The organism is Streptomyces sp. NPDC107654 (assembly GCF_055639035.1).
The window spans coordinates 240,810-264,524 of the sequence record NZ_JBVKBI010000007.1 but is presented as its reverse complement, the minus strand read 5'-3'; the positions used below and the strand labels follow the sequence as shown (position 1 = coordinate 264,524).

Annotated in this window: 22 protein-coding genes and 1 tRNA gene; 11 read left to right on the top strand and 12 right to left on the bottom strand. The window is 73.1% G+C overall.

The genetic code is table 11. The features are described 5' to 3' along the window. Positions 1-45: 45 nt before the first annotated feature. The 3 genes from ACZ7N4_RS15700 to pdhA are packed head-to-tail and all read right to left on the bottom strand — an operon-like array spanning position 46 to position 3,598. Positions 46-1,434 (bottom strand): dihydrolipoamide acetyltransferase family protein, encoded by a 1,389-nt coding sequence (locus ACZ7N4_RS15700; RefSeq protein ID WP_471358517.1) that lies wholly within the window; start codon positions 1,432-1,434, stop codon positions 46-48. Continuing rightward, positions 1,434-2,438 carry an alpha-ketoacid dehydrogenase subunit beta gene (locus tag ACZ7N4_RS15695; protein ID WP_471358515.1) on the bottom strand — a complete coding sequence of 335 codons (1,005 nt, stop codon included), beginning with the start codon at positions 2,436-2,438 and terminating at the stop codon, positions 1,434-1,436. Before ACZ7N4_RS15695 ends, ACZ7N4_RS15700 begins: the two co-directional genes overlap by 1 nt. Further along, positions 2,435-3,598 carry a pyruvate dehydrogenase (acetyl-transferring) E1 component subunit alpha gene (gene pdhA / locus ACZ7N4_RS15690; protein ID WP_471358513.1) on the bottom strand — a complete coding sequence of 388 codons (1,164 nt, stop codon included), beginning with the start codon at positions 3,596-3,598 and terminating at the stop codon, positions 2,435-2,437. Before pdhA ends, ACZ7N4_RS15695 begins: the two co-directional genes overlap by 4 nt. A 175-nt stretch (positions 3,599-3,773) precedes the next feature. Between pdhA and ACZ7N4_RS15685 the strand changes: the two genes are divergently transcribed. Further along, positions 3,774-4,271 (top strand): Lrp/AsnC family transcriptional regulator, encoded by a 498-nt coding sequence (locus tag ACZ7N4_RS15685; protein WP_471358511.1) that lies wholly within the window; start codon positions 3,774-3,776, stop codon positions 4,269-4,271. A gap of 2 nt (positions 4,272-4,273) precedes the next feature. On the opposite strand, the gene ACZ7N4_RS15680 is transcribed toward ACZ7N4_RS15685, so the two are convergent. Then, positions 4,274-4,861, bottom strand: a complete 588-nt coding sequence (locus ACZ7N4_RS15680) for a TetR/AcrR family transcriptional regulator (protein WP_471358508.1) — start codon at positions 4,859-4,861, stop codon at positions 4,274-4,276. Then, entirely contained in the window at positions 4,858-6,372 is a 1,515-nt protein-coding gene (locus ACZ7N4_RS15675; protein WP_471358506.1) for a 3-hydroxyacyl-CoA dehydrogenase, read from the bottom strand. The genes ACZ7N4_RS15680 and ACZ7N4_RS15675 overlap by 4 nt, the downstream gene beginning before the upstream one ends. Before the next feature lie 158 nt (positions 6,373-6,530). Between ACZ7N4_RS15675 and paaN the strand changes: the two genes are divergently transcribed. Continuing rightward, entirely contained in the window at positions 6,531-8,225 is a 1,695-nt protein-coding gene (gene paaN / locus ACZ7N4_RS15670; RefSeq protein ID WP_471358504.1) for a phenylacetic acid degradation protein PaaN, read from the top strand. 15 nt (positions 8,226-8,240) lie between these two features. On the opposite strand, the gene ACZ7N4_RS15665 is transcribed toward paaN, so the two are convergent. Genes ACZ7N4_RS15665 through ACZ7N4_RS15655 form a run of 3 tightly spaced genes read right to left on the bottom strand, consistent with a single transcriptional unit; the run spans position 8,241 to position 10,983 of the window. Further along, positions 8,241-8,993, bottom strand: a complete 753-nt coding sequence (locus ACZ7N4_RS15665; protein WP_471358501.1) for a TrmH family RNA methyltransferase — start codon at positions 8,991-8,993, stop codon at positions 8,241-8,243. Further along, complete coding sequence (locus tag ACZ7N4_RS15660; RefSeq protein ID WP_471358497.1) at positions 8,990-10,201, bottom strand: HTTM domain-containing protein; 1,212 nt, start codon at positions 10,199-10,201, stop codon at positions 8,990-8,992. Before ACZ7N4_RS15660 ends, ACZ7N4_RS15665 begins: the two co-directional genes overlap by 4 nt. Next, the gene (locus ACZ7N4_RS15655; protein ID WP_471358812.1) at positions 10,198-10,983 is read right to left on the bottom strand and encodes a DUF5819 family protein; all 786 of its coding nucleotides are present in this window, start codon (positions 10,981-10,983) and stop codon (positions 10,198-10,200) included. Before ACZ7N4_RS15655 ends, ACZ7N4_RS15660 begins: the two co-directional genes overlap by 4 nt. A 400-nt stretch (positions 10,984-11,383) precedes the next feature. Between ACZ7N4_RS15655 and paaA the strand changes: the two genes are divergently transcribed. From paaA to ACZ7N4_RS15625, 6 genes are all read left to right on the top strand, one after another. After that, on the top strand, positions 11,384-12,400 hold the full coding sequence (gene paaA, locus ACZ7N4_RS15650) for a 1,2-phenylacetyl-CoA epoxidase subunit PaaA (protein ID WP_471358495.1): 1,017 nt from the start codon (positions 11,384-11,386) through the stop codon (positions 12,398-12,400). Then, positions 12,397-12,684, top strand: a complete 288-nt coding sequence (gene paaB / locus ACZ7N4_RS15645; RefSeq protein WP_190016117.1) for a 1,2-phenylacetyl-CoA epoxidase subunit PaaB — start codon at positions 12,397-12,399, stop codon at positions 12,682-12,684. Before paaA ends, paaB begins: the two co-directional genes overlap by 4 nt. 71 nt (positions 12,685-12,755) lie before the next feature. Continuing rightward, positions 12,756-13,457, top strand: coding sequence for a 1,2-phenylacetyl-CoA epoxidase subunit PaaC (gene paaC / locus ACZ7N4_RS15640; protein ID WP_471358810.1), 702 nt, complete (start codon positions 12,756-12,758; stop codon positions 13,455-13,457). Further along, positions 13,451-13,984, top strand: coding sequence for a 1,2-phenylacetyl-CoA epoxidase subunit PaaD (paaD, locus tag ACZ7N4_RS15635; protein WP_471358490.1), 534 nt, complete (start codon positions 13,451-13,453; stop codon positions 13,982-13,984). The genes paaC and paaD overlap by 7 nt, the downstream gene beginning before the upstream one ends. Continuing rightward, the gene (locus ACZ7N4_RS15630) at positions 13,984-15,048 is read left to right on the top strand and encodes a 2Fe-2S iron-sulfur cluster-binding protein (RefSeq protein WP_471358487.1); all 1,065 of its coding nucleotides are present in this window, start codon (positions 13,984-13,986) and stop codon (positions 15,046-15,048) included. The genes paaD and ACZ7N4_RS15630 overlap by 1 nt, the downstream gene beginning before the upstream one ends. A gap of 322 nt (positions 15,049-15,370) precedes the next feature. Next, the gene (locus ACZ7N4_RS15625; protein WP_471358485.1) at positions 15,371-16,513 is read left to right on the top strand and encodes an acyl-CoA dehydrogenase family protein; all 1,143 of its coding nucleotides are present in this window, start codon (positions 15,371-15,373) and stop codon (positions 16,511-16,513) included. A 19-nt stretch (positions 16,514-16,532) separates the two neighbouring features. Here the strand turns inward: ACZ7N4_RS15625 and ACZ7N4_RS15620 are convergent, their stop codons facing one another. The 4 genes from ACZ7N4_RS15620 to ACZ7N4_RS15605 form a co-directional block, all read right to left on the bottom strand. Next, positions 16,533-16,862, bottom strand: a complete 330-nt coding sequence (locus tag ACZ7N4_RS15620) for a rhodanese-like domain-containing protein (protein ID WP_471358807.1) — start codon at positions 16,860-16,862, stop codon at positions 16,533-16,535. 48 nt (positions 16,863-16,910) lie between these two features. Then, the gene (locus ACZ7N4_RS15615; RefSeq protein ID WP_471358482.1) at positions 16,911-17,723 is read right to left on the bottom strand and encodes a hypothetical protein; all 813 of its coding nucleotides are present in this window, start codon (positions 17,721-17,723) and stop codon (positions 16,911-16,913) included. Between the two features lie 243 nt (positions 17,724-17,966). Then, a complete protein-coding gene (locus tag ACZ7N4_RS15610) occupies positions 17,967-19,433 on the bottom strand; it encodes a DUF2252 domain-containing protein (RefSeq protein ID WP_471358479.1) in 1,467 nt (488 codons plus the stop codon). Positions 19,434-19,716: 283 nt separating this feature from the next. Then, positions 19,717-19,800, bottom strand: a tRNA-Leu gene (locus ACZ7N4_RS15605). Between the two features lie 716 nt (positions 19,801-20,516). On the opposite strand from ACZ7N4_RS15605, the gene ACZ7N4_RS15600 reads away from it, so the two are divergent. The 3 genes from ACZ7N4_RS15600 (at position 20,517) to ACZ7N4_RS15590 (ending at position 23,690) form a co-directional block, all read left to right on the top strand. Continuing rightward, positions 20,517-21,380 (top strand): FhaA domain-containing protein, encoded by an 864-nt coding sequence (locus ACZ7N4_RS15600; protein ID WP_471358477.1) that lies wholly within the window; start codon positions 20,517-20,519, stop codon positions 21,378-21,380. Between the two features lie 10 nt (positions 21,381-21,390). Continuing rightward, positions 21,391-21,927 carry an FHA domain-containing protein FhaB/FipA gene (locus ACZ7N4_RS15595; protein WP_471358474.1) on the top strand — a complete coding sequence of 179 codons (537 nt, stop codon included), beginning with the start codon at positions 21,391-21,393 and terminating at the stop codon, positions 21,925-21,927. Positions 21,928-22,067: 140 nt separating this feature from the next. Next, on the top strand, positions 22,068-23,690 hold the full coding sequence (locus ACZ7N4_RS15590) for a Stp1/IreP family PP2C-type Ser/Thr phosphatase (protein ID WP_471358806.1): 1,623 nt from the start codon (positions 22,068-22,070) through the stop codon (positions 23,688-23,690). The last annotated feature ends 25 nt before the right edge of the window (positions 23,691-23,715 follow it).

The following is a 23,715-nucleotide window of genomic DNA, read 5'->3' as shown; positions in this document are numbered from 1 at the left end:
CTCCGAGTATGTCCTGTGGCTCCCTTCCTCCGGACCCGGCGTGGGTCACAGGGTGCGCAGCAGCACCGCCGGCTGTTCCACGCAGTCGGCCACATACCGCAGGAAGCCGCCCGCCGTGCCGCCGTCGCACACCCGGTGGTCGAAGGTGAGCGAGAGCTGGACGACCTGGCGGACGGCCAGCTCGCCCTCGTGCACCCACGGTTTGGGGATGATGCGGCCGACGCCCAGCATGGCCGCCTCGGGGTGGTTGATGATCGGGGTGGAGCCGTCGACGCCGAAGACCCCGTAGTTGTTCAACGTGAAGGTCCCGCCGGTGAGTTCCCCGGGAGTGAGCGTTCCCGCGCGGGCGGACTCCGTGAGCCGGGCGAACTCGGCGGTCAGGGACTCCGCGTCGCGCGCGTGGGCGTCCCGGACGACGGGCACGACCAGGCCGCGCTCGGTCTGGGCGGCGAACCCGAGGTGGACCTGGTCGAGCCGGACGATCTCGCGGGCCCCGGTGTCGACGAAGGAGTTCAGCTCGGGGAACCGGGCCAGGGCGGCCGTGCAGATCCGGGCGAGCAGCGCGAGCAGGGAGATCTTCGGTTCGCCTGCGGCGTTCATGGCGGTGCGCGCCCGCATGAGTTCGGTCGCGTCGGCGTCGACCCAGCAGGTCGCGTCCGGGATCTCCCGGCGGCTGCGGGAGAGCTTGTCGGCGACGGCACCGCGCACGCCCTTGAGCGGGACCCGGACTCCGGCCTCGCCCCGGGGGGCCACCGCGGGGGCCCGTACGGCCGGTTCCCCGCCCGTCGGCGCCGCCGCGGCGGGGGCCGGTACGACCGGTTCGCCTGCCGTGCGGGGCCTTCCCGCCCCGGTCCGCAGCGCGTCCTCGACGTCCGCGCGCAGGATGAGCCCGTCCGGCCCGGAGCCGGTCAGCCCGCGCAGGTCGACGCCGTTGTCCCGGGCGAGCTTGCGTACGAGCGGGGAGATCACGGGGACCGGCCCCTCCACCGGCACGGGCGCCCGCGTCACCGCCGGTGTCGGCGTCGGCGCGTGCACGCGCGCGTGGGGGGCCGCCGAAGCGGTCCCGGGCCGTCGCGCCTGCCCGTCGACGCCGGCCGTGCCCGCCCGGACCCTTCTGCGGCGGGCCGCCGGGGCCTGGGTGCCGTAGCCCACCAGGACGTTCCCGGAGCCCTCGGGCTCCGCCGCCGGTTCACCGACGGCGACCGTCAGGAGCGGAGCGCCGACCGGCAGTTCGGTTCCCTCCTCGCCGAAGCGGGCGGTGACCACACCGCCGTAGGGGCAGGGCACCTCGACCATCGCCTTGGCCGTCTCCACCTCGACCACCGGCTGGTCGATGGCGACCACGTCACCGACCTTGACCAGCCAGCGGACGATCTCCGCCTCGGTGAGCCCCTCACCGAGGTCGGGCAGCTTGAACTCCAGCACCTGAGCCATCAGCCCTCGGCCTCCCACTGCAGCCGGGCCACGGCGTCCAGGATGCGGTCGACGCCGGGCAGGTGGTGCCGCTCCAGCATGGGCGGCGGGTACGGGATGTCGAAGCCGGCCACGCGCAGCACCGGCGCCTCCAGGTGGTGGAAGCAGCGCTCGGTGACACGGGCCGCGATCTCGCCGCCGGGCCCGCCGAAGCCGGTGGACTCGTGGACGACGACGGCGCGGCCGGTACGCCGCACGGCCGCGCAGACCGTCTCGTCGTCGAACGGCACCAGTGAGCGCAGGTCGACGACCTCCAGGTCCCAGCCCTCGGCCCGGGCGGCCTCGGCGGCCTCCAGGCAGACCGGCAGTGAGGGGCCGTAGGTGATGAGCGTGGCGCTGGTGCCGGGGCGCCGGACGACCGCGCGGCCGATGGGCTCGACGTCCGTCGGCTGCTCGGGGTTCCAGCTGTCCTTCGACCAGTACAGCCGCTTGGGCTCCAGGAAGACGACCGGGTCGTCGGAGGCGATGGCCTGGCGCAGCAGCCCGTAGGCGTCGGCGACGGTGGCCGGGGTGACGACGTGCAGGCCCGGGGTGGCCATGTAGTAGGCCTCGGAGGAGTCGCTGTGGTGCTCGACGCCGCCGATGCCACCGCCGTAGGGGACGCGGACGGTGATCGGCAGGGGCATCCTGCCGCGCGTGCGGTTGCGCATCCGGGAGACATGGCTGATCAGCTGCTCGAACGCCGGGTAGGCGAAGGCGTCGAACTGCATCTCCACCACCGGCCTGAGGCCGTACATGGCCATGCCGACGGCGGTGCCGAGGATGCCGGCCTCGGCGAGCGGGGTGTCGGTGCACCGGTCCTCGCCGAACTCCTTGGCGAGACCGTCGGTGACACGGAAGACCCCGCCCAGGGTGCCGACGTCCTCGCCCATGACGTGCACGGTGGGGTCGGCGGCCATCGCGTCGCGCATCGCGCGCGTGAGGGCCTGTGCCATGGTGGCGGGCTTGACGGCGACGGTGGTCATCGGGCGCCGCCTTCCGGCGCGCCGGGCTCGCCGTGCTGCTCCCGCTCGGCATCCAGCTCCGCCCGCAGCAGTGCCTGCTGCTCGCGCAGTTGCGGGGTGCTCTCGGCGTAGACGTGGTCGAAGAGGTCCATGGGGTCGAGGCCGGGGTCCTGGTTCATGCGGTCGCGCAGGGCGGCGGCCATCGTCTCGGCGTCCTGCCGGGCCGCCTCGATGCCGGCCTGGTCGAGCAGACCGCGGGTGGTCAGTTCACGTTCCAGCAGGTCGATCGGGTCGTGGGCGCGCCAGGCCTCGACCTCGGTGTCACCGCGGTACCGGGTGGCGTCGTCGGCGTTGGTGTGGGCGTCGATGCGGTACGTCACCGCCTCGACCAGGGTGGGGCCGCCGCCCGCGCGGGCGCGGCGCACGGCGTCGCCGAGGACCTCGTGCACGGCCGCGGCGTCGTTGCCGTCGACCAGCCGGCCCGGCATGCCGTACCCGACGGCCTTGTGGGCCAGGGAGGGGGCGGCGGTCTGCTTGGCGAGCGGGACGGAGATGGCGAAGCCGTTGTTCTGCACCAGGAAGACGACCGGTGCCTGCCAGACGGCGGCGAAGTTCAGCGCCTCGTGGAAGTCGCCCTCGCTGGTGCCGCCGTCGCCGACCATGGCGAGCGCGACCACGTCGTCGCCCTTGATGCGGGCGGCGTGCGCGAGACCGACGGCGTGCGGCAGCTGGGTGGCGAGCGGAGTGCTCAGCGGGGCCACCCGGTGGGCGTGGGGGTCGTAGCCGTTGTGCCAGTCGCCGCGCAGCAGGGTGAGCGCCTCGGCGGGGTCCACGCCCCGGGCGACGACGGCGAGCGTGTCGCGGTAGCTGGGGAAGAGCCAGTCGCGCTCCTCCAGGGCCAGGGCTGCGGCGACCTCGCAGGCCTCCTGGCCGGTGCTGGACGGGTAGACGGCGAGCCGGCCCTGTTTGGTGAGCGCGGTGGCCTGCGTGTTGTAGCGGCGGCCGCGCACCAGCTGGGCGTACAGCCGGCGCAGCAGGTCGGGGTCGGCCTTCCCGGCCGCCTCGGTGCCGAGGACGCGGTAGGGCTCGGCGTCGGGCAGCAGCGGCGCGGGGTCCATACGGGGCTGCCAGGCGGGCGGCGGCGATGGCCGGTACGCGCCCCGCTGCTCCAGAACCGTCATGACGGCACCTCCTCGTGGGAGCGGCTACGGGAGGCGTGTCGGCTGTGACCCGCCTCACCAACCGATTGTTCGGTCGTCGGCACATTTTGGCTACAGGCACCTCAAGGCTGTGGACAAACGGTTCTCCACAGCCTGCAATGAACGCAGGACGTCCACGGCGAGGAAGCGGGGGGACATGGGACCTGAACAAATGGCCGACGGGCCGCAGGACGGTGTCGCGCTGCCGCCCCGCCCGCTGGACGCCATCGACCAGGACATCCTGCGCATTCTCCAGGCGGACGGCCGCGCCTCGATACGGTCCGTCGCCGAACGCGTCCACGTCTCGCGCGCCAACGCCTACGCGCGCATCAACCGGCTCGTCGAGGACGGGGTGATCCGGGGCTTCAGCGCGCGCGTGGACCACGAGCGGGCCGGCCACGGCACCTCGGCGTACATCACGCTGAAGATCGTCCAGAACAGCTGGCGCACGGTTCGCGAGGAGCTCAGGCAGCTGCCGGGCGCCTCCCACATCGCCCTGGTGGGCGGCGACTTCGACGTACTGCTGCTGGTGCACACGCCCGACAACCGGACGCTGCGGGAACTGGTGCTGACCCGGCTCCAGGCCATCCCCGAGGTGCTCAGCACCCGCACGCTGCTGGTGTTCGAGGAGGAGGACCTGGAACCGGACAGCTGAGGTCAGCCCTGGCGCAGCCCCGAGAAGACCAGCCGGGCCACGGCGTCGGATACCTCCAGGTCGCTCGCGCCCCGCGCCTCCGGCCGGTACCACTCCACGATGGAGTTGATCATCCCGAAGACCAGCCGGGTGGCCAGCCGCACCTCCACGTCACCGCGTACGTCGCCGTCGGCGGCCGCCGCCTTCAGCAGTTCCGCGACCCGGTGGTCGAAGTCGCGGCGCCGCTCCAGCGCCCACCGCTCGGTCTCGGTGTTGCCGCGCACGCGCAGCAGCAGCGTCACGTAGGGCAGCTCGGCTATGAGCACCTCGACCATGCGGCGCACCACGTGCTCCAGCCGGTCGACGGACCGCCCCGTGCGCGCGTGCTCCTCCTCCAGGATGGCGAACAGCCCGTCCAGGGCGCGGCTGACGGCCCGGCGCAGCAGCTCCTCCTTGCCGCTGACGTGGTGGTAGATGGACGACTTGGAGATGCCGGCCGCCTTGGACAGGTGCTCCATGGAGGTGCCGTCGTAGCCGCGCTCGTTGAAGACCCGCACGGCGACCGAGAGCAGCGTCTCGGGGGTGTACGTGTCGCGCTTGGCCGTGGTCATGGGGTGCCCTCCCGCTTGTCCTGGGCGTACGAGTGGCGGTAGAGCGCCAGGGAAGGCGCGTAGCGGCCGGAGGGGTCGCGCTCGTGCAGCTCGTCCAGCAGTTCGTGGGCCCATGCGCGGGGGAGACCGCGGCTCCACTCGAAGGGCCCGAGCGGGTAGTTGACGCCGAGGCGCATCGCGGTGTCGATGTCCTCCTCGGTGGCGACGCCCTTGGCGACGGCGTCGTGCGCGAGGTCGATGATCCGGGCGACCGTGCGGGCGACGATCATCCCGGGGACGTCGCCGATGACGCTGACCTTCTTGCCGAGCGCCTGGAAGAGCCCGGTGGCCTCGGCGAGTGTCTGCGGCAGTGTGTCCTGGGCGGTGGACAGGGCGATGCGGGTGGCCTTGCGGTAGTCCAGGGCGAGGTCGAAGTAGACGACGTCGCGGAACTCCACGGAGGTCTGGCCGTCGGCGAGGGCCAGCTGGCCGCCGCTGGGCAGCACCAGGCGGGTGCCGCCGTCCTCGTCCTCCTCGCGGACCGTGATGCCCGCCTCCCGGATCATCGCCAGCAGCTCGGCCGCCGGGCCCAGGTCGCCCTCGGCGACGACGTAGGCGGGCGGCCGCTCCTCGTCGGCGGTGTGCGGCTCGGGCCGCTCGGCGCCCTCGGCGTGGTCGTACCAGCCGTGCCCGCTCTTGCGGCCGAGCCGGCCGGACTCCACCAGCCGGCGCTGGGCCAGCGAGGGGGTGAAGCGCACGTCCTGGAAGAAGGACTGCCACACCGAGTGGGTGACGGACTCGTTGACGTCCTGGCCGATCAGGTCGGTCAGCTCGAAGGCGCCCATCCGGAAACCGCCCGACTCACGCAGGACCGCGTCGATGGTCGCGGGGTCGGCGGCCTGGGCCTCGTAGACGGCGAACGCCTCCGCGTAGAACGGCCGGGCGATGCGGTTGACGATGAAGCCCGGGGTGTCCGCGCAGGCCACCGGCGTCTTGCCCCAGGCCCGGGCGGTCTCGTACGCGCGCGTGGCCGACGTGACGTCGGTGGCGAACCCGGAGACCACCTCGACCAGCGGCAGCAGCGGCGCGGGGTTGAAGAAGTGCAGGCCGACGAAGCGCCCGGGGTGGCGCAGGGCGCCGCCGATGGCCGTCACCGACAGCGAGGACGTGTTGGTGGCGAGCAGGCAGTCCTCGGCGACGATGTCCTCCAGCTCGCCGAAGAGCTGCTGTTTCACGTCCAGCCGCTCCAGGACGGCCTCCACGACCAGCCCGCAGTCCGCCAGCCGGGCGAGGCCGTCCACGGGCTCCAGACGGGCGCGGGCGGCGTCGCGGTCGGCCGCGGTGAGCCGGTCCTTGGCCACGAGCCGGTCGAGGCGGGCGCCGATCGCTTCGGCCGCGTCCCGGGCCCGGCCGGGGACGGTGTCGTACAGCCGTACGGGATGGCCGGCGACCAGCGCGACCTGGGCGATTCCCTGGCCCATGGTGCCGGTCCCGACGACGGCCACGGGGCTGCTGAGGGCGAGAGCTGTCATGTGCGCGATCCTCCCGCACGGGGTTTTCCACAGATGCGGCGGACCCCCTTGTACCGACCGATCGTTCGGTTACTCTAGCTCTGACCGTTCCATTCCGCTGCTCTTTCTGCCAGGTCAGGACTCGAAGGAGAGTCCTCCAGACGAGGAGTTGGTCCCGCATGGCCGCCGAACTGACCGCGCCCGAGCTGATCGCCAAGCACCGGCCTACTCTCGATCAGGCCCTGGAAGCGATCCGCACCCGCGCGTACTGGTCTCCGCACCCCGAGCACCCGAAGGCGTACGGCGAGGGCGGCAGCCTGGACGCGGCGGCCGGCAAGGCCGCCTTCGACGCCCTGCTCGGCAACCGCCTGGACCTCACCGACCAGCCCGGCACCGACGACTGGGTGGGCGAGGAGGTCTCCCCGTACGGCATCGAGCTGGGCGTGAGCTACCCGCACGCCGACCTCGACGTGCTGCTGCCCGCGATGCGGGCCGGCCGGCGCGCCTGGCGGGACGCCGGCCCGGAGCTGCGGGCCATGGTGTGCCTGGAGATCCTCAAGCGGATCAGCGACCGCACGCACCAGTTCGCGCACGCGGTCATGCACACCTCCGGCCAGGCGTTCATGATGGCGTTCCAGGCGGGCGGCCCGCACGCCCAGGACCGCGGCCTCGAGGCGGTGGCGTACGCGTACGCGGAGCAGATCCGCACCCCCGGCACGGCGGAGTGGTCCAAGCCGCAGGGCAAGCGCGACCCGCTGGCGCTGGCCAAGACCTTCACGCCGGTCCCGCGCGGCATCGGCCTGGTCATCGGCTGCAACACCTTCCCGACCTGGAACGGCTACCCGGGCCTGTTCGCCTCCCTGGCCACCGGCAACGCGGTCCTGGTCAAGCCGCACCCGCGCGCGGTGCTGCCGCTCGCGCTCACCGTCCGCATCGCCCGGGACGTGCTCGCCGAGTCGGGCTTCGACCCGAACCTGGTCGCGCTGGCCGCCGAGCGGCCCGGAGAGGGCATCGCCAAGACCCTCGCCCTGCGCCCCGAGATCAAGATCATCGACTACACGGGGTCGACGACGTTCGGTGACTGGCTGGAGGACAACGCCCGTCAGGCCCAGGTCTACACGGAGAAGGCCGGCGTCAACACCGTGATCGTGCACTCGACGGACGACTACCAGGGCATGCTGTCCAACCTGGCGTTCTCGCTGTCCCTGTACAGCGGCCAGATGTGCACCACCCCGCAGAACCTGCTCATCCCCCGCGACGGCATCAGCACCGACCAGGGCCCCCGGACCTTCGACGAGGTCACCGCCGACCTCGCCCGCGCGGTCGACGGCCTGCTCGGTGACGACGCGCGCGCGAACGCCCTGCTCGGCGCGATCGTCAACCCGGACGTCAAGGCCCGTCTGGAGGCCGCCGCCGGCCTCGGCGAGGTGGCGCTCGCCTCCCGCGAGGTCACCAACCCGGAGTTCCCGGGCGCTGTGGTCCGCACCCCCGTCATCGTCAAGCTGGACGGCGCCAAGCCGGACGACGAGGCCGCCTACATGAGCGAGTGCTTCGGCCCCGTCTCCTTCGCCGTCGCGGTGGACTCGGTGACGGACGCGGCGGAGCTGCTGCGTCGCACGGTCCGGGAGAAGGGCGCGATGACGGTCGGCGCCTACACCACGGACGCCGGGGTCGAGGAGGCGATCCAGGAGGTGTGCCTGGAGGAGTCGGCCCAGCTGTCGTTCAACCTCACCGGCGGGGTGTACGTGAACCAGACCGCCGCCTTCTCCGACTTCCACGGCTCCGGCGGCAACCCGGCGGCCAACGCGGCCCTCACCGACGCCGCGTTCGTGGCCAACCGGTTCCGGGTGGTGGAGGTCCGCCGTCAGGCCTGAGCGGCCGGCCCGGTTCTAGAACACGGCCCGGGCGCTCCCGGCGCTCCAGTGGTACAGCGTCATCGCCACGCTGGTGGCGAGGTTGTAGCTGGAGACCTGGGGGCGCATCGGCAGCCGCAGCAGGTGGTCGGCCCGGGCCCGCAGCTCCGGTGACAGGCCGGAGCGCTCCGATCCGAAGGCCAGCACGGCGTCGTCGGGCAGCTTGGTCCCGCGGATGTCCTCACCCTCCGGGTCGAGGGCGAACAGCGGTCCGGAGGGCAGCTCGTCGACGCCGAGGCGCTCCACGGCGGTCGCGAAGTGCAGGCCCGCCCCGCCGCGCAGCACCGTGGGGTGCCAGGGGTCGAGGGTGCCCGTGGTGACCACGCCGGTCACCCCGAAACCGGCGGCCAGCCGGATCACCGCGCCCGCGTTGCCGAGGTTGCGGGGGTTGTCCAGGACCACGACGGGCGCGGTGCGCGGTGTACGGCCGAGCGCGCGCAGGCCGGCCTCCCGGGACGGCCGTACCGCGAGGGCGGCCACGCCGGTCGGATGGGGGCGCGGGACGAGCGCGGCGTACGCCGCCTGGGGCACCTCCGTCAGGAGGGCGTCCAGGGTGTCGCGTACGTCCTCGGCCAGTTCCCCGGCGAGAGCGAGCGCGGCCTCCCGGTCGGTGGTGACCGCGACCGGCACCTCGGCCCCGAAGCGCAGCGCGTGCTTCAGGGCGTGGAAGCCGTCGAGCAGCACGGCACGGTCCGCGTGCTCACGCCAACGGCCCAGCGGATCGGTCATGCCGTGAACCCTACGCGGTCCATGGGGCTCTCCTCGGGGGAGCGCGGCGCGGGCACCGTACGGCCCACGCGCCGGGCGAGCCGTCCGCGCGCGCGTACGGCCAGGCCGCCCAGCCGGCGCAGGAAGGACGTCGGCAGGAAGACCGCGTCCGCGGTGATCATCGCCAGCGAGAAGAACGGCAGACCGAGGACGACCGCGATCACCGCGTGCTCGATCATCATCAGCGCCAGCAGGACGTTCTTGACCCGCCGGTTGAACAGCGTGAACGGGAAGGCGACCTGCACCATGACCGTCCCGTAGGCCACGAGCATCAGGATCGTGCCGCTGGACGACATCAGGTCGGCCAGGGCGGGCCAGGGCGAGAAGTAGTCCAGGTGGAGCGGGTAGTAGACGGCGGTGCCGTCCTGCCAGCGCGAGCCCTGGACCTTGTACCAGCCGGCCGTGGCGTAGATCAGGCAGGCCTCCGCCATGATCACGGCCAGGGCGCCGTTGTGCAGGATGTTCGCGATGACGTCCAGCAGGATGCGCGGCTGCTCCCAGGCCGCCCGGCGGCCGACGGCCCACCACAGGCCGAGCCCGGCCCAGGCCGTCCACAGCAGCGCCGGGATCAGCCAGCCGTTGTCGAACCGGCCGGTCAGCGTCGCCGCGCCGAGCGCCAGGCCGGACACCGCCCACAGCACCGGTCCCGTCCGGTCGGCGGGCGTCCGCTCCCCGCGCGCGCGTGCCGCCGCGCCGTGGGCCGCGCGACGGGCATCCAGCGACCACACCTGCCCGCAACGCGTGAACACCAGGTAGAAGGCCATCAGGTGCAGGACGTTGTCGCCGCCGTCACCGATGAAGACGCTGCGGTTCTGCAGCGACAGCACACCCACCATGAACAGCACGGACGAGGTCCGGGTGCGCCAGCCGAGCAGCAGGGCGGCACTGGCGAGGATGGCCAGCGCGTAGCAGCACTCGAACCACAGCTGCCCGTCGGACCACAGCAGCGCCGTGAAGGCGTGGTTGTCGGCGGTCAGCTCCTTGGCGAGGTTCCAGCCCCACGGCCCGGTGGGGCCGTACAGCTCCTGGCGGTGCGGGAACTCGCGCAGCAGGAACAGCAGCCAGGTCCCGGCGAAGCCGATCCGGATCACGGCGCTCTGGTACGGCCCGAGAGCCGCCTCGGTGACCCGGGCGACGCCCCGCGAGAGGGTGAGGGAGAGACGGTTCACCGCACGCCTCCCGCGGCCTCGTCGGACGTCAGGGCCCACCAGGGCAGCAGGCGGTAGACGGGTTTGTCGGACACCCGCTCACGGCTCCACGGCGGCGGCTGCACGTTGGTGGTGCTGGAACGGATCTGCACGCGCTGGATCACGCCTTCCCGGCTCGTCGGGTCGTCCCGGTACAGGCGCATGACCACGATCCGGCGCAGGTACTGCTCGGACAGGGAGCCGCGCAGGCCGACGGGACGGTTGTCGGTGCCGTGCGTGGCGCCGAAGAAGTCCCAGGCCCGGCGCAGCAGGTTCTGCTGGGTGTGGCTGGGGGCCAGGTTGCCGTCGATGGCGGCGCCGTCCCGGGCGGACAGGTCCGTCCAGCCGGTGGTGCGCAGCCCGCCGTCCCGCATCCGCACCTCGGCGCGTACCTGGACGGCGATGTTCTGCTGAAGCGGGTTGGGGGCGAAGAGCTTCCAGTTCTGCTCGAACTCGGGATACACCCATTCCTCTATCGCCTTGCCGTGCTGCTTCGTCACCGTGTTGGCGGGGGCGAGGCTGAGGAACACCATCAGCAGGTGCACACAGGCGGCCACGGCGACCACCGCGAGCGCCAGCGCCGCGCCGACCTGATAGCGCGGGGAGAGCGCGGCGACGCCGGTGCGGGGCGTGGGTGCGGGTGCGGTTCCAGGCTCGGGGCCGGGGTCGGGGGGCGGCGGCGCCGGGGGTTCTTCCGGGAGACGCGTCCCGGCCGACCCGTCCGGGCCCTGCGGGCCCCGCGGATCCTCGTCGTACGCGTCCATTCCGTCCCGTCCCCCGTCTCGGCTCATGCGGTCAGCTCGGTGTCTTCGTCTCGGTCGTCCGGCCCGGCGGTTGACCGAGCGGGCGGACCGTCGCGCGGTGCCCCGTCCCGGGCGCCGCACGCGGCACGAGCGCCTCGTCTCGACGCTCGCACGGAACGGTACTCAGCCCCGGGCCCCGGGCGCAGCCCCGGGTACGGACGGAAACGGTGGTCCTCGCCATCCGGGGCGGGGCCGCGGCCCCGCCTCCTCCCTGCTGTCCACAGGCGGCGCGAGGAGTTTTCCACAGCGGTTGACACCCGCGGCGACCCCGCACACCATGGACTACGCACGGACCGAACGATCGGTCGGGACGCATCGCTCGGACAGGATTCACCGCAGAGCCCGAGGTCAGGGGGACCGCATGGCCACAGCAGCCGCGCAGCCGACCGCCCGCACGGTGGCGGACGGCGCACCGGACACCGCCGGGACGGCGGCCTACCAGCGCGCCTTCGACGCGGCCGTGGCCGCCGACGAACGCATCGAACCGCGCGACTGGATGCCCGACGCCTACCGCGCGACCCTGGTCCGGCAGATCGCCCAGCACGCGCACTCCGAGATCATCGGCATGCAGCCGGAGGCCAACTGGATCACCCGCGCGCCGTCCCTGCGCCGCAAGGCGATCCTGATGGCCAAGGTCCAGGACGAGGCCGGCCACGGCCTGTACCTCTACAGCGCGGCCGAGACCCTCGGCACCAGCCGCGACGAACTGCTCGACAAGCTGCACACCGGCCGCCAGAAGTACTCCTCGATCTTCAACTACCCCACCCTGACCTGGGCCGACGTCGGCGCGATCGGCTGGCTGGTGGACGGCGCCGCGATCACCAACCAGGTCCCGCTGTGCCGCTGCTCCTACGGCCCGTACGCCCGGGCGATGGTGCGGATCTGCAAGGAGGAGTCCTTCCACCAGCGCCAGGGGTACGAACTGCTGCTGGCCCTCAGCAAGGGCACCCCGGAACAGCACGCCATGGCCCAGGACGCGGTGGACCGCTGGTGGTGGCCGTCGCTGATGATGTTCGGTCCGCCCGACGACGAGTCCCAGCACTCGGCGCAGTCCATGGAGTGGAAGATCAAGCGCCACTCCAACGACGAACTGCGCCAGCGCTTCGTGGACATCTGCGTCCCCCAGGCCGAATCCCTGGGCCTCACCCTCCCCGACCCGGAGCTGCGGTGGAACGAGGAGCGCGGGCACTACGACTTCGGCCCCATCGACTGGACCGAGTTCCGGGACGTCCTCAAGGGCAACGGCCCGTGCAACGAAGCGCGGATCACCCAGCGCGTACGAGCCCACGACGAGGGCGCATGGGTACGGGAAGCAGCCGCGGCCTACGCGGCCAAGCACGCCGGCGACACCGGTGAGACGGGAGCGACGCGAGCATGAGCACCACCGACTGGCCCCTGTGGGAGGTCTTCGTGCGCTCCCGGCGCGGCCTCTCCCACACCCACGCCGGCAGCCTGCACGCGCCCGACGCCGAACTGGCCCTACGCAACGCCCGCGACCTGTACACCCGGCGCGGCGAGGGCGTCTCCATCTGGGTCGTCCCGGCCACCGCGATCACCGCGTCCTCGCCGGACGAGAAGGACCCGTTCTTCGAACCGGCCGCCGACAAGCCCTACCGGCACCCGACCTTCTACGAGATCCCGGAAGGGGTGAAGCACCTGTGACCGCCACCGGCCCCACGGCCAGCACCACGCCCCACCCCGCCTCCGGCGCCGCCCACCTCGGCACCGTCCCGGTGACCGCCGCGCTCGCCCTCGGCGACGACGCCCTGGTGCTCTCCCACCGCCTGGGGGAGTGGGCCGGGCACGCCCCCGTCCTGGAGGAGGAGGTCGCCCTCGCCAACATCGCCCTGGACCTGCTCGGCCAGGCCCGGGTGCTGCTGTCCCTGGCCGGCGACGAGGACGAGCTGGCCTTCCTGCGCGAGGAACGCGCCTTCAGGAACCTCCAGCTGGTCGAGCAGCCGAACGGCGACTTCGCCCACACCATCGCCCGCCAGCTGTACTTCTCCACCTACCAGCAGCTCCTCTACACCGAACTCGCCGGGACGGACGGCCCGTTCGCGCCGCTCGCCGCGAAGGCGGTCAAGGAGGTCGCCTACCACCGCGACCACGCCGAGCAGTGGACGCTGCGGCTCGGTGACGGCACGGAGAACAGCCACGAGCGGATGCGGCGGGCCTGCGACGCGCTGTGGCGGTTCACCGGGGAGATGTTCCAGCCGGTGGAGGGCCTGGAGGCCGACTGGCGTGCGCTGGAGGACCGTTGGCTGGAGTCCGTCACCGACGTGCTCGGCCGGGCCTCCCTGACCGTCCCGGAGGGCCCGCGCACCGGCGCCTGGTCGGCGGGCGCCGGACGACAGGGCCTGCACACCGAGCCGTTCGGACGGATGCTCGCCGAGATGCAGCACCTGCACCGCAGCCACCCGGGGGCGACATGGTGACCGCCACCGCCCTGGAGGCGGAACTGCTGGAGCTGGCCGGCTCCGTGCCCGACCCCGAGCTGCCGGTGCTCACCCTGCGCGAGCTGGGCGTGCTGCGCGCGGTGCACGTCCACGGCGGCGACGCGGTGGAGGTCGACCTGACTCCCACCTACACCGGCTGCCCGGCCATCGAGGCGATGAGCCTGGACATCGAGCGGGTGCTGCGCGCCCACGGCATGCGCGAGGTCACCGTCCGCACGGTGCTCACACCCGCCTGGTCGACCGACGACATCACCCCCGAAGGCCGGGAGAAACTCCAGGAGTTCGGCATCGCCCCGCCGCGCGTGGGCCACGACAGCGGTCCGGTGCCGCTGAGCCTGGGCCCGACCCGCACCCGGGAACCGCGGCCCCCGGCCGAACCGGTCCGGTGCCCGCACTGCGGCTCGGCCGAGACCGAGCTGCTGAGCCGGTTCTCCTCCACCGCGTGCAAGGCGCTGCGCCGCTGCCTGGCCTGCCGTGAACCGTTCGACCACTTCAAGGAGTTGTGATGGCCCGCTTCCACCCGCTCCCGGTGGCCGCGGTCGACCGGCTCACCGACGACTCCGTCGCCCTCACCCTCACCGTCCCGCCGGAGCTGCGCGAGGAGTACCGGCACGCACCCGGCCAGCACCTCGCGCTGCGCCGCCGGATCGACGGCACGGAGGTCCGGCGCACCTACTCGATCTGCTCCCCCGCCCCCGACCCAGTCGGCGAGGGCCCGGAGAGTCTGCGCGTGGGGGTGCGGCTGGTCGAGGGCGGTGCCTTCTCGGCGTACGCGCTGAAGGAGATCAACGTCGGGGACGAGCTGGACGTGATGACCCCGGCGGGCCGCTTCACGCTGGAGCCGGCCCCGGGCCTGTACGCGGCCGTCGTCGGCGGCAGCGGCATCACCCCGGTGCTGTCGATCGTGGCCACGCTGCTGGCGCGTGAGCCGTCGGCCCGGTTCTGTCTGATACGCAGCGACCGCACGGCCGCCTCCACGATGTTCCTGGAGGAGGTCGCCGACCTGAAGGACCGCTATCCGGAGCGGCTCCAGCTGGTGACCGTGCTCTCCCGGGAGGAGCAGCAGGCGGGACTGCCGTCGGGCCGGCTCGACCGGGACCGGCTCACGGGGCTGCTGCCCGCGCTGCTGCCGGTGGACCGGGTGGCGGGCTGGTTCCTGTGCGGGCCCTACGGGCTGGTGCAGGGCGCGGAGCGGGCGCTGCGCGACCTGGGCGTGGACCGGGCGCGGATCCACCAGGAGATCTTCCACGTGGACGCGGGCTCCGCCCCGGCGGCCACCGCTTCGGCACCGGCGCACAGCACCGTCACCGCACGACTCGACGGCCGCGGCGGCACCTGGCCGGTGCGGGAGGGGGAATCGCTGCTGGAGACGGTGCTGCGCAACCGGTCCGACGCGCCCTACGCCTGCAAGGGCGGGGTGTGCGGCACCTGCCGGGCCTTCCTGGTCGCGGGCGAGGTGCGCATGGACCGCAACTTCGCGCTGGAGACGGAGGAGACGGAGGCCGGGTATGTGCTGGCCTGCCAGTCGCATCCGCTGACGGAGAGGGTGGAGCTGGACTTCGACCGCTGAGACCCCCCGAGCGCGCCCGCCTCGACCGCTGACACCACCCGGGCGCACCCGCCTCGACGGTTCACGTCTCGACCGCCCCGTCCTCGACTGGCCCCTTCTCAACCCTCCACCCTCGACCGGCCCGCCCTCGACCGGCCCTTCCCGACCGTCTCCCCCTCGACCGGCCCTTCCCGACCGTCTCCCCCTCAACCGTCCGTCCTCAACCGTCCGTCCTCGACCGTTCCCTTCTTCTAGAACCTGTCCTATCTTGACGGCCCGTCAGACACCGGCAGCCGCGTCTCGGTGCGCTGCCGGAGGACCGGACCCGCCAGGAGGACAGGCCGTGGACTTCACCTTCACCGAGGAGCAGCGGGCGGCGGCCGAGGCGGCGCGGGGGGTGTTCGCCGGGGTCGCGCCGGACGCGGTGCCCAGCCCGGCGCTCACCCCCGGCGCCGTGGCCGAGGGCTTCGACCGGGCGCTGTGGTCCCGGCTGGCCGACGCGGACCTGCTGAGCCTGCTGCTGTCCGAGGCGCACGGCGGAGCCGGTCTGGACGTGATCGCGCTGTGCCTGGTGCTGCGCGAGGCCGGCCGGGTGCTCGCCCGGGTGCCGATTCTGGAGCACAGCGCCGCCGCCGCGGCCGTGCAGGCCTACGGCGGCCCGGAGCAGGCGGACCGGCTGCTGGCCCGGGCCGGCCGGGGCGAGCTGGTGCTGACCGTCGCGGCCGAGGGGCGTACCGGCCACGACCCGGCCCCGCTGGCCGTCACCGCGCGCCGTGCGGGGCCGGTGTGGCTGCTGGACGGGGTGCAGACGGCGGTGCCGTGGGCCTACGACGCGGACCTGGTCGTCGTACCGGCGCACGTCGAGGGCCCGGGGGCCGAGCGGACCGTGCTGGCGCTGGTGCCGCGGGAGGCCGAGGGGCTGGTGCTCGCCGAGCAGGTCTCCACCAGCGGTGAGCGGCTGGCCGAGCTGCGACTGCGGTCCGTGCGGCTCGGGCCGGACGAGATGATCGAGGCCGACGGAGCCTGGGAGTGGCTGCACGGGCTGCTGGTGACGGGCACCTGTGCGCTGGCGCTCGGGCTGGGTGAGCGGGTGCTGCGCATGACCGGGGAGTACACCGGCAAGCGGGAGCAGTTCGGCCATCCCATCGCGACGTTCCAGGCGGTGGCTGTGCAGGCCGCGGACCGGTTCATCGACCTGCGCGCCATGGAGGCCACCCTGTGGCAGGCCGCGTGGCGGATCGCCTCCGGGGCCCCGGGGGCACTGCCGCTCGCCGGGGACATCGCCGTGGCGAAGATCTGGGCGGCGGAAGGGGTCCGGCGGGTGGTGCAGACGGCGCAGCATCTGCACGGCGGGTTCGGCGCGGACACCGACTACCCGCTGCACCGCTATCACGCCTGGGCCAAGCACCTGGAGCTGGCACTCGGCCCGGCGGCGGCGTTCGAGGAGCGGCTGGGCGACCTGCTGGCCGCCCACCCCCTCGGCTGACCGGGCGTGGAGGCCCGGGTCAGAGGACGAAGCCCGGCTGGCCCGCGTCGGTGACAACCGGGCGGCCGGCGGTCTGCCAGTGCTGCATGCCGCCGTCGACGTTGACCGCGTCGACGCCCTGCTGGACCAGGTACATGGTGACCTGGGCGGAGCGGCCGCCCGAGCGGCAGATGACGTGGACGCGGCCGTCCTGCGGGGCGGCCTCGGTCAGCTCACCGTAACGGGCGACGAACTCGCTGATGGGAATGTGCAGGGCCCCCTCGGCGTGGCCCGCCTGCCACTCGTCGTCCTCGCGGACGTCCAGCAGGAAGTCACCGTCCTTGAGGTCCGTGACCTGGACCGTGGGCACACCAGCTCCAAAATTCATGGCTCCGACGCTACCCGACGCCCCGCCGGTTCAGTTCTGCCCCAGCAGGCCGGCCAGCTCCGTCTCCCGCTGGGAGATGTCGGTGCGCAGCCGTTCGGCGATCTCGTCGAGCAGCCCGTCGGGGTCGTCCGGGGCGAGGCGGAGCATGCCGGCGATCGCGCCGTCCTCCAGTTCGCGGGCGACGAGGGTGAGCAGCTCCTTGCGCTGGGCGAGCCATTCGAGGCGGGCGTACAGCTCCTCGGCGGGGCTCGGCCGCCGCTCGGGCGGTACCGGACCGGCGGCCCACTCCGCGGCCAGCTCTGTGAGCAGGGTCTCGTCGCCGCGGGCGTAGGCGGCGTTGACCCGGCTGAGGAACTCCTCGCGCCGCTTGCGCTCGTCCTCCTCCTGGGCGAGGTCCGGGTGGGCCTTGCGGGCCAGTTCGCGGTAGAGCTTGCGGGCCTGCTCGCTGGGCCGTACGCGCTGCGGGGGCCGTACCGGCTGGTCGGTGAGCATGGCGACGGCCTCCGGGAACAGGCCGTCGCCGTCCATCCAGCCGTGCAGCAGTTCCTCCACGCCGGGCATCGGCAGCACGCGGGCGCGGGCCTCCGCGGCACGGCGGATGTCTTCGGGATCGCCGCTGCGGGCGGCCTTCGCCTCGGCGATCTCGGCGTCCAGCTCCTCGATGCGGAGGTAGAGCGGGCCGAGCCGCTGCTCGTGGAGGCGGGAGAAGTTCTCCACCTCGACGCGGAAGGTCTCCACGGCGATCTCGTACTCGATCAACGCCTGCTCGGCGGCCCGCACGGCCTGTTCCAGCCGTTCCTCGGGGCGGGGGGCCTGGGACTGATCGGCTTCCGGGGTCGTCACCCGCCCAGCGTAGCCGCTGCCCCCGGCGCGGACCGGGATACGGCTCCCCGCCCCGGGAAACCCCTCACGACAGCCGGGAAACCCCTCACCACACTCCCAGGGTCGCCTAACGGCACTCGTGACGTCCCTCACGACACCCTGTGGCACCCCTCAAGACGCCCGGTGACCCCACGACGCCCGGTGGCACCCCTCACGACGCCCGGTGGCGCTCCGCACGACACCCCGTGGCACCCCTCACACCCCTCACGCCCCCAGCTCCGCCTCGATCCGGCCCGCCCGGATGCCCGCGAGCAGGTCCGCGTGGTCCGCCTCCGTGCGGTCGGCGTAGGCGACGGCGAAGGCGGCGACGGCCTCGTCCAGTTCCTCGTTCTTGCCGCAGTAGCCGGCGATCAGGCGGGGGTCGGCGCTGTGGGAGTGGGCGCGGGCCAGCAGGGCGCCGGTCATGCGGGCGTAGTCGTCGACCTGGTCGGCGGCGAGGGCGGCCGGGTCGACGCTGCCCTTGCGGTTGCGGAACTGGCGCACCTGGTAGGGGCGCCCGTCGACGGTGGTCCAGCCGAGCAGGGTGTCGCTGACGACCTGCATCCGCTTCTGCCCGAGCACCACCCGGCGTCCCTCGTGCTCCGCCGGCGGGGCCGGGAATCCGGCCGTGGCCAGGTGCGGGAGGAGCGCGGAGGGGCGGGCCTCCTTCACCTGGAGGATCAGGGGCTCGCCGCGGTGGTCGAGGAGCAGTACGACGTAGGACCGGGTGCCGACGCTGCCGGTGCCGACCACGCGGAAGGCGACGTCGTGCACGGCGTGCCGGGCGAGCAGGGGGTGGCGGTCCGCGCCGAGGGTGTCGACGTAGGACTCCAGGGACCGGACGACCTCCGCGGCCTCGGCGTCGGGTATGCGGCGCAGCACCGGCGGGGCGGGCACGAACCGGCGTCCGCCGTCCGGCGCCGCCTCGGTCGACTTGGCGGCGAACCGGCCGCTGGTGTTGGCCCGGGCCTTCTCCGAGACCCGCTGGAGCGTGCCGAGCAGGTCGTGGGCGTCGGTGTGGGAGACGAGTTCCTCGTCCGCGATGGCGTTCCAGGCGTCGAGTGCGGGGAGCTTGGCGAGCAGCCGCATGGTGCGGCGGTAGGCGCCGACCGCGTCCCGTGCCGCGGTCCGGCAGGTGTCCTCGTCGGCGCCTGCCTCGCGGCCGGCGAGGACCAGCGAGGCGGCGAGCCGCTTGAGGTCCCATTCCCAGGGGCCGTGGACGGTCTCGTCGAAGTCGTTGAGGTCGATGACGAGGCCGCCGCGGGCGTCGCCGTACAGACCGAAGTTGGCGGCGTGCGCGTCACCGCATATCTGGGTGCCGATCCCGGTGGCGGGGGTGCGGGCGAGGTCGTACGCCATGAGACCGGCCGAACCGCGCAGGAAGGCGAAGGGGGTGGCCGCCATCCGGCCCACGCGGAGCGGGGTCAGTTCGGGGATGCGGCCGGCGTTGGACCCGGCCACCGCGCTCACCGCGTCGGGGCGGGCGGCGTCCAGGTCGAACGTGCGGTGGGCGGAGCGCGGCACGCTCGTGCGCAGCGCCTTGCCCTCCTCCTTCGGCGAGCCCTGCGGCGGCCAGTCGGCGAACCCGCGCACCCGCGGCAGCCGGCGCGCACCCCCGCCCGCCCCGTTCGTCCCGTCCGTCCCGTCCACTCCGGCCCTTCCGTCCGTGGCCCCCACACCGGTTCCGGTCATCACGACCGCCTCCCCCGAACTGCCCGCACGCCGTCGGACAGGCGCCGGTACGAACATCAACTCGCGGAGACCGTACAACCGGTGGCCGAAACGCGTCAGACCCTGTGGACAACTCCGCCGCCCCCGGCCCGGAAGCGGGGACCGACGCGCCGACCGTCCTCGCCGGGTACGGCCGTTGGCGACCTGAGAGCTTCCTCACACAAGGCCCGGCGGCCCCAGCGGACGCACGCCACCACATACGACGAAGGGCCCATCGTTTTCACGATGGGCCCTTGGCCTTCTGTGCGCGAGGGGGGAGTTGAACCCCCACGCCCTTGCGGGCACTGGAACCTGAATCCAGCGCGTCTGCCTATTCCGCCACCCGCGCATTGGGTGTGTCTTCCGTTTCCGGCCCTTTCGGGCTGGCCCCTTCCGACACCCAGAACATTAGCACGTCGTACGGGGTGGATTCACATCCCTTCCCGCCCGGCCCCCACCGCCCCGCCCGCGCCGGTTCACCGGCCCGCACCGGCCCCCACCGGCCCCGTCGTCCCGCGCACCGGCATGCGTCGGCCCTCGTACCGGCCCCGGTCGACGCCCGCACCGGCCCCCTGGGCGCGCCCGCCCCACCGGCCTCCGGGCGCCCGCCCCACCAACCTCCAGGCCACCGTCGTACCGGCCCGCCCGGCGCGCGCACCGGCCCGGGGGCGCGCACATGCCGGACCGGAGTGGGCGCGTACCGACTGACGATGGCGTGCGGACCGGGCCGGGGTGGCGCGCGGGTGGGCAGGGGGCGGCGCGCGTATCAAGGAGGCGCGCGTCTCGTATCAACCTCGTACCGGTCCAGGACATCTCACCGGGAGGCGGGCCGGGTCCGCAGCCGGGTGCGGGACACTGGTCTTCGCCCCCCTCTACGATCCATGCAGCAGGACACGCACCCGGGAGTTCGAAGGGGAGCCGCTGGGGGAACCGGCTGATTGGCGGGCGCGTAGATACGATCAGTGAGCAGTACCCGGCAGTACCCGGCAGGACGGCCGCCCACAGGGCGGCCGAGGCAGCGGCACAGAGCAGGCAAGACGACGGCAGGGACGGAGGAGGTGCCCCATGGGAGTCCTGAAGAAGTTCGAGCAGCGTCTCGAAGGTCTGGTGAACGGCACCTTCGCCAAGGTCTTCAAGTCCGAGGTCCAGCCCGTGGAGATCGCCGGAGCGCTCCAGCGGGAGTGCGACAACAACGCCACCATCTGGAACCGCGACCGCACCGTCGTGCCCAACGACTTCATCGTGGAGCTGAGCACGCCGGACTACGAGCGCCTCAGCCCCTACTCCGGACAGCTCGGCGACGAGCTGGCCGGCATGGTGCGCGACTACGCCAAGCAGCAGCGCTACACCTTCATGGGCCCGATCAAGGTCAACCTGGAGAAGGCCGACGACCTGGACACCGGCCTGTACCGGGTGCGCTCGCGCACCCTCGCCTCCTCCAGCAGCCAGCAGGCGGCACCGCAGGCTCCCGGCGCACCGGCCGGACGCCCCGGACAGGCCGCCCCGGGCGGCTACGGCTACCCGCCGGCCGCCCCCGCGGGCGCGCCCCCGATGCCCTCGGCGCCGCCGCCCGGCTCCCGCCCCGGCGGCTACGGCTACCCGCAGCCCGCCACCCAGCGGCCCGCCGCGGCCCCGATGAGCGGCGCGCGCACCCGCTACTGGATCGAGATCAACGGCACCCGCCACCAGATCTCCCGCCCGACGCTCGTGCTGGGCCGCAGCACCGACGCCGACGTGCGGATCGACGACCCCGGCGTCTCCCGCCGGCACTGCGAGATCCGGACCGGAACGCCCTCGACGATCCAGGATCTCGGCTCCACCAACGGCATCGTGGTGGACGGGCAGCACACCACCCGCGCTACGCTCCGCGACGGCTCGCGGATCGTCGTGGGCAGCACCACCGTTATCTATAGGCAAGCCGAAGGGTGAAGCGGGGGCAATGTCAGAGCTGACCCTCACGGTCATGCGGCTGGGTTTCCTGGCCGTACTGTGGCTGTTCGTGATCGTGGCCGTGCAGGTCATCCGGAGCGACCTGTTCGGTACGCGCGTCACCCAGCGCGGATCGCGTAGGGAGGCGGCCCGGCCGCAGCAGCAGGCGGGCGGCCGGCAGCAGGCCCGGCAGCAGGCCGCGCCGCCGCAGCAGCGCGGCCAGCAGGGCGGGGGCGGCCGGCGCGGCCGCAACGCCCCCACCAAGCTGGTCGTGACCGAGGGCACGCTGACCGGCACCACCGTCGCGCTCCAGGGACAGACCATCACCCTGGGCCGGGCACACGACTCCACGATCGTGCTGGACGACGACTACGCCTCCAGCCGCCATGCCAGGATCTACCCCGACCAGGGCGGCCAGTGGATCGTCGAGGACCTCGGCTCCACCAACGGCACCTACCTGGACCGGTCCCGGCTGACGACCCCCACACCGATCCCGCTGGGCGCGCCGATCCGCATCGGCAAGACCGCAATCGAGCTGCGGAAGTAGTGCTACGTCATGGATAAGCGCGAGCGGAGCGAGCACGCAGCGGCAGGCCGCCACCCGGTCTCCGGCGCGCTCCCGACCGGAGGGTGGGCAGTGTGGCTCGACACGACCGGCTGTACCCGGAGCCGACGGGCGAGGTGCGCATGAGTCTGTCACTGCGCTTCGCCGCCGGATCGCACAAGGGCATGATCCGGGAGGGCAACGAGGACTCCGGTTACGCCGGTCCGCGCCTGCTCGCCATCGCCGACGGCATGGGCGGCCAGGCCGCGGGCGAGGTCGCCTCCTCCGAGGTCATCTCCACCCTGGTCACGCTCGACGACGACGTGCCCGGCTCCGACATCCTCACCTCGCTCGGCACCGCCGTGCAGCGCGCCAACGACCAGCTGCGCTCCATGGTCGACGAGGACCCGCAGCTGGAGGGCATGGGCACGACCCTCACCGCCCTGCTGTGGACCGGCCAGCGGCTCGGTCTCGTCCACGTCGGCGACTCGCGCGCGTACCTGCTCCGTGACGGTGTGCTCACGCAGATCACCCAGGACCACACCTGGGTGCAGCGGCTCGTGGACGAGGGCCGGATCACCGAAGAGGAAGCCACCACCCACCCGCAGCGCTCCCTGCTGATGCGCGCCCTGGGCAGCGGCGACCACGTCGAGCCCGACCTGTCGATCCGCGAGGTCCGGGCCGGCGACCGCTACCTGATCTGCTCCGACGGCCTGTCCGGCGTGGTCTCCCACCAGACGATGGAGGAGACGCTCGCCAGCTACCAGGGCCCGCAGGAGACCGTGCAGGAGCTGATCCAGCTCGCCCTGCGCGGCGGCGGCCCCGACAACATCACGGTCATCGTCGCCGACGTGCTCGACCTGGACACCGGGGACACCCTCGCCGGGCAGCTCTCCGACCAGCCGGTGGTGGTCGGCGCCGTCGCCGAGAACCAGCACCACCTGCACGACAACGGGATCATGCAGACCCCGGCCGGCCGCGCCTCCCACCTGGGCCGCCAGGGCCAGGGACACGGCGGCGGCGAGTTCGGCCCGCCCGGCTCCGGCGACACCGCCGGGTACGCCCCGGCCGGCGGCTTCGACGACTACGCCGACGACGACCTCACCAAGCCGCGCAAGCGGCGCAGATGGCTGAAGACCTCGCTCTACGGCGCCCTCGCGCTCGCCGTCGTCGGCGGCGGCCTCTACGGCGGCTACCGCTGGACACAGACGCAGTACTACGTCGGCGCCAACGACGAGCACATCGCGCTGTACCGCGGGATCAGCCAGGACCTGGCCTGGGTGTCGCTGTCGAAGGTGGAGACGGACCACCCCGAGATCGAACTCAAGTACCTGCCGCCGTACCAGCAGAAGCAGGTGAAGGCCACGATCCCGGAGGGCGGCCTCGAGGCGGCCCGGACCAAGGTCGACGAACTGGCCGTGCAGGCCTCCGCCTGCCGCAAGCAGGCCGAGCGCAAGGCCGCCGAGGACGCGCTGAACAACGCCCGGAAGAACCAGGACAAGCCCGGCAAGACCGGCCAGGACAAGACCGGCGGCACCGCCGGTACCACGGGTACGACCGGCACCACCGGTGCGAACAGCACGTCCGGCACCACCACCCAGACCGCCTTCGTCAAGGCCTCCCCGACCCCGAACCCGTCGGCCTCGAAGACGTCGCCGACGTCCCCTTCGAAGTCTCCGTCCACGACCCCGTCCGCGACCCCCAGCCCCGGCCCCACTCTCTCGGAGGACGAGCAGAAGGTCGTCTCGCTGTGCGGTAAGCAGTAGGCAAGCCGTGAGAGGCCCTGTCACA

Excerpts from the sequence above, each read along its gene's own strand:
- ACZ7N4_RS15700 (WP_471358517.1), bottom strand. The coding sequence starts at position 1,434 with ATGGCTCAGGTGCTGGAGTTCAAGCTGCCCGACCTCGGTGAGGGGCTC.
- ACZ7N4_RS15695 (WP_471358515.1), bottom strand. The coding sequence starts at position 2,438 with ATGACCACCGTCGCCGTCAAGCCCGCCACCATGGCACAGGCCCTCACG.
- pdhA (WP_471358513.1), bottom strand. The coding sequence starts at position 3,598 with ATGACGGTTCTGGAGCAGCGGGGCGCGTACCGGCCATCGCCGCCGCCC.
- ACZ7N4_RS15685 (WP_471358511.1), top strand. The coding sequence starts at position 3,774 with ATGGGACCTGAACAAATGGCCGACGGGCCGCAGGACGGTGTCGCGCTG.
- ACZ7N4_RS15680 (WP_471358508.1), bottom strand. The coding sequence starts at position 4,861 with ATGACCACGGCCAAGCGCGACACGTACACCCCCGAGACGCTGCTCTCG.
- ACZ7N4_RS15675 (WP_471358506.1), bottom strand. The coding sequence starts at position 6,372 with ATGACAGCTCTCGCCCTCAGCAGCCCCGTGGCCGTCGTCGGGACCGGC.
- paaN (WP_471358504.1), top strand. The coding sequence starts at position 6,531 with ATGGCCGCCGAACTGACCGCGCCCGAGCTGATCGCCAAGCACCGGCCT.
- ACZ7N4_RS15665 (WP_471358501.1), bottom strand. The coding sequence starts at position 8,993 with ATGACCGATCCGCTGGGCCGTTGGCGTGAGCACGCGGACCGTGCCGTG.
- ACZ7N4_RS15655 (WP_471358812.1), bottom strand. The coding sequence starts at position 10,983 with ATGGACGCGTACGACGAGGATCCGCGGGGCCCGCAGGGCCCGGACGGG.
- paaA (WP_471358495.1), top strand. The coding sequence starts at position 11,384 with ATGGCCACAGCAGCCGCGCAGCCGACCGCCCGCACGGTGGCGGACGGC.
- paaB (WP_190016117.1), top strand. The coding sequence starts at position 12,397 with ATGAGCACCACCGACTGGCCCCTGTGGGAGGTCTTCGTGCGCTCCCGG.
- paaD (WP_471358490.1), top strand. The coding sequence starts at position 13,451 with ATGGTGACCGCCACCGCCCTGGAGGCGGAACTGCTGGAGCTGGCCGGC.
- ACZ7N4_RS15630 (WP_471358487.1), top strand. The coding sequence starts at position 13,984 with ATGGCCCGCTTCCACCCGCTCCCGGTGGCCGCGGTCGACCGGCTCACC.
- ACZ7N4_RS15610 (WP_471358479.1), bottom strand. The coding sequence starts at position 19,433 with ATGACCGGAACCGGTGTGGGGGCCACGGACGGAAGGGCCGGAGTGGAC.
- ACZ7N4_RS15600 (WP_471358477.1), top strand. The coding sequence starts at position 20,517 with ATGGGAGTCCTGAAGAAGTTCGAGCAGCGTCTCGAAGGTCTGGTGAAC.
- ACZ7N4_RS15595 (WP_471358474.1), top strand. The coding sequence starts at position 21,391 with ATGTCAGAGCTGACCCTCACGGTCATGCGGCTGGGTTTCCTGGCCGTA.
- ACZ7N4_RS15590 (WP_471358806.1), top strand. The coding sequence starts at position 22,068 with ATGAGTCTGTCACTGCGCTTCGCCGCCGGATCGCACAAGGGCATGATC.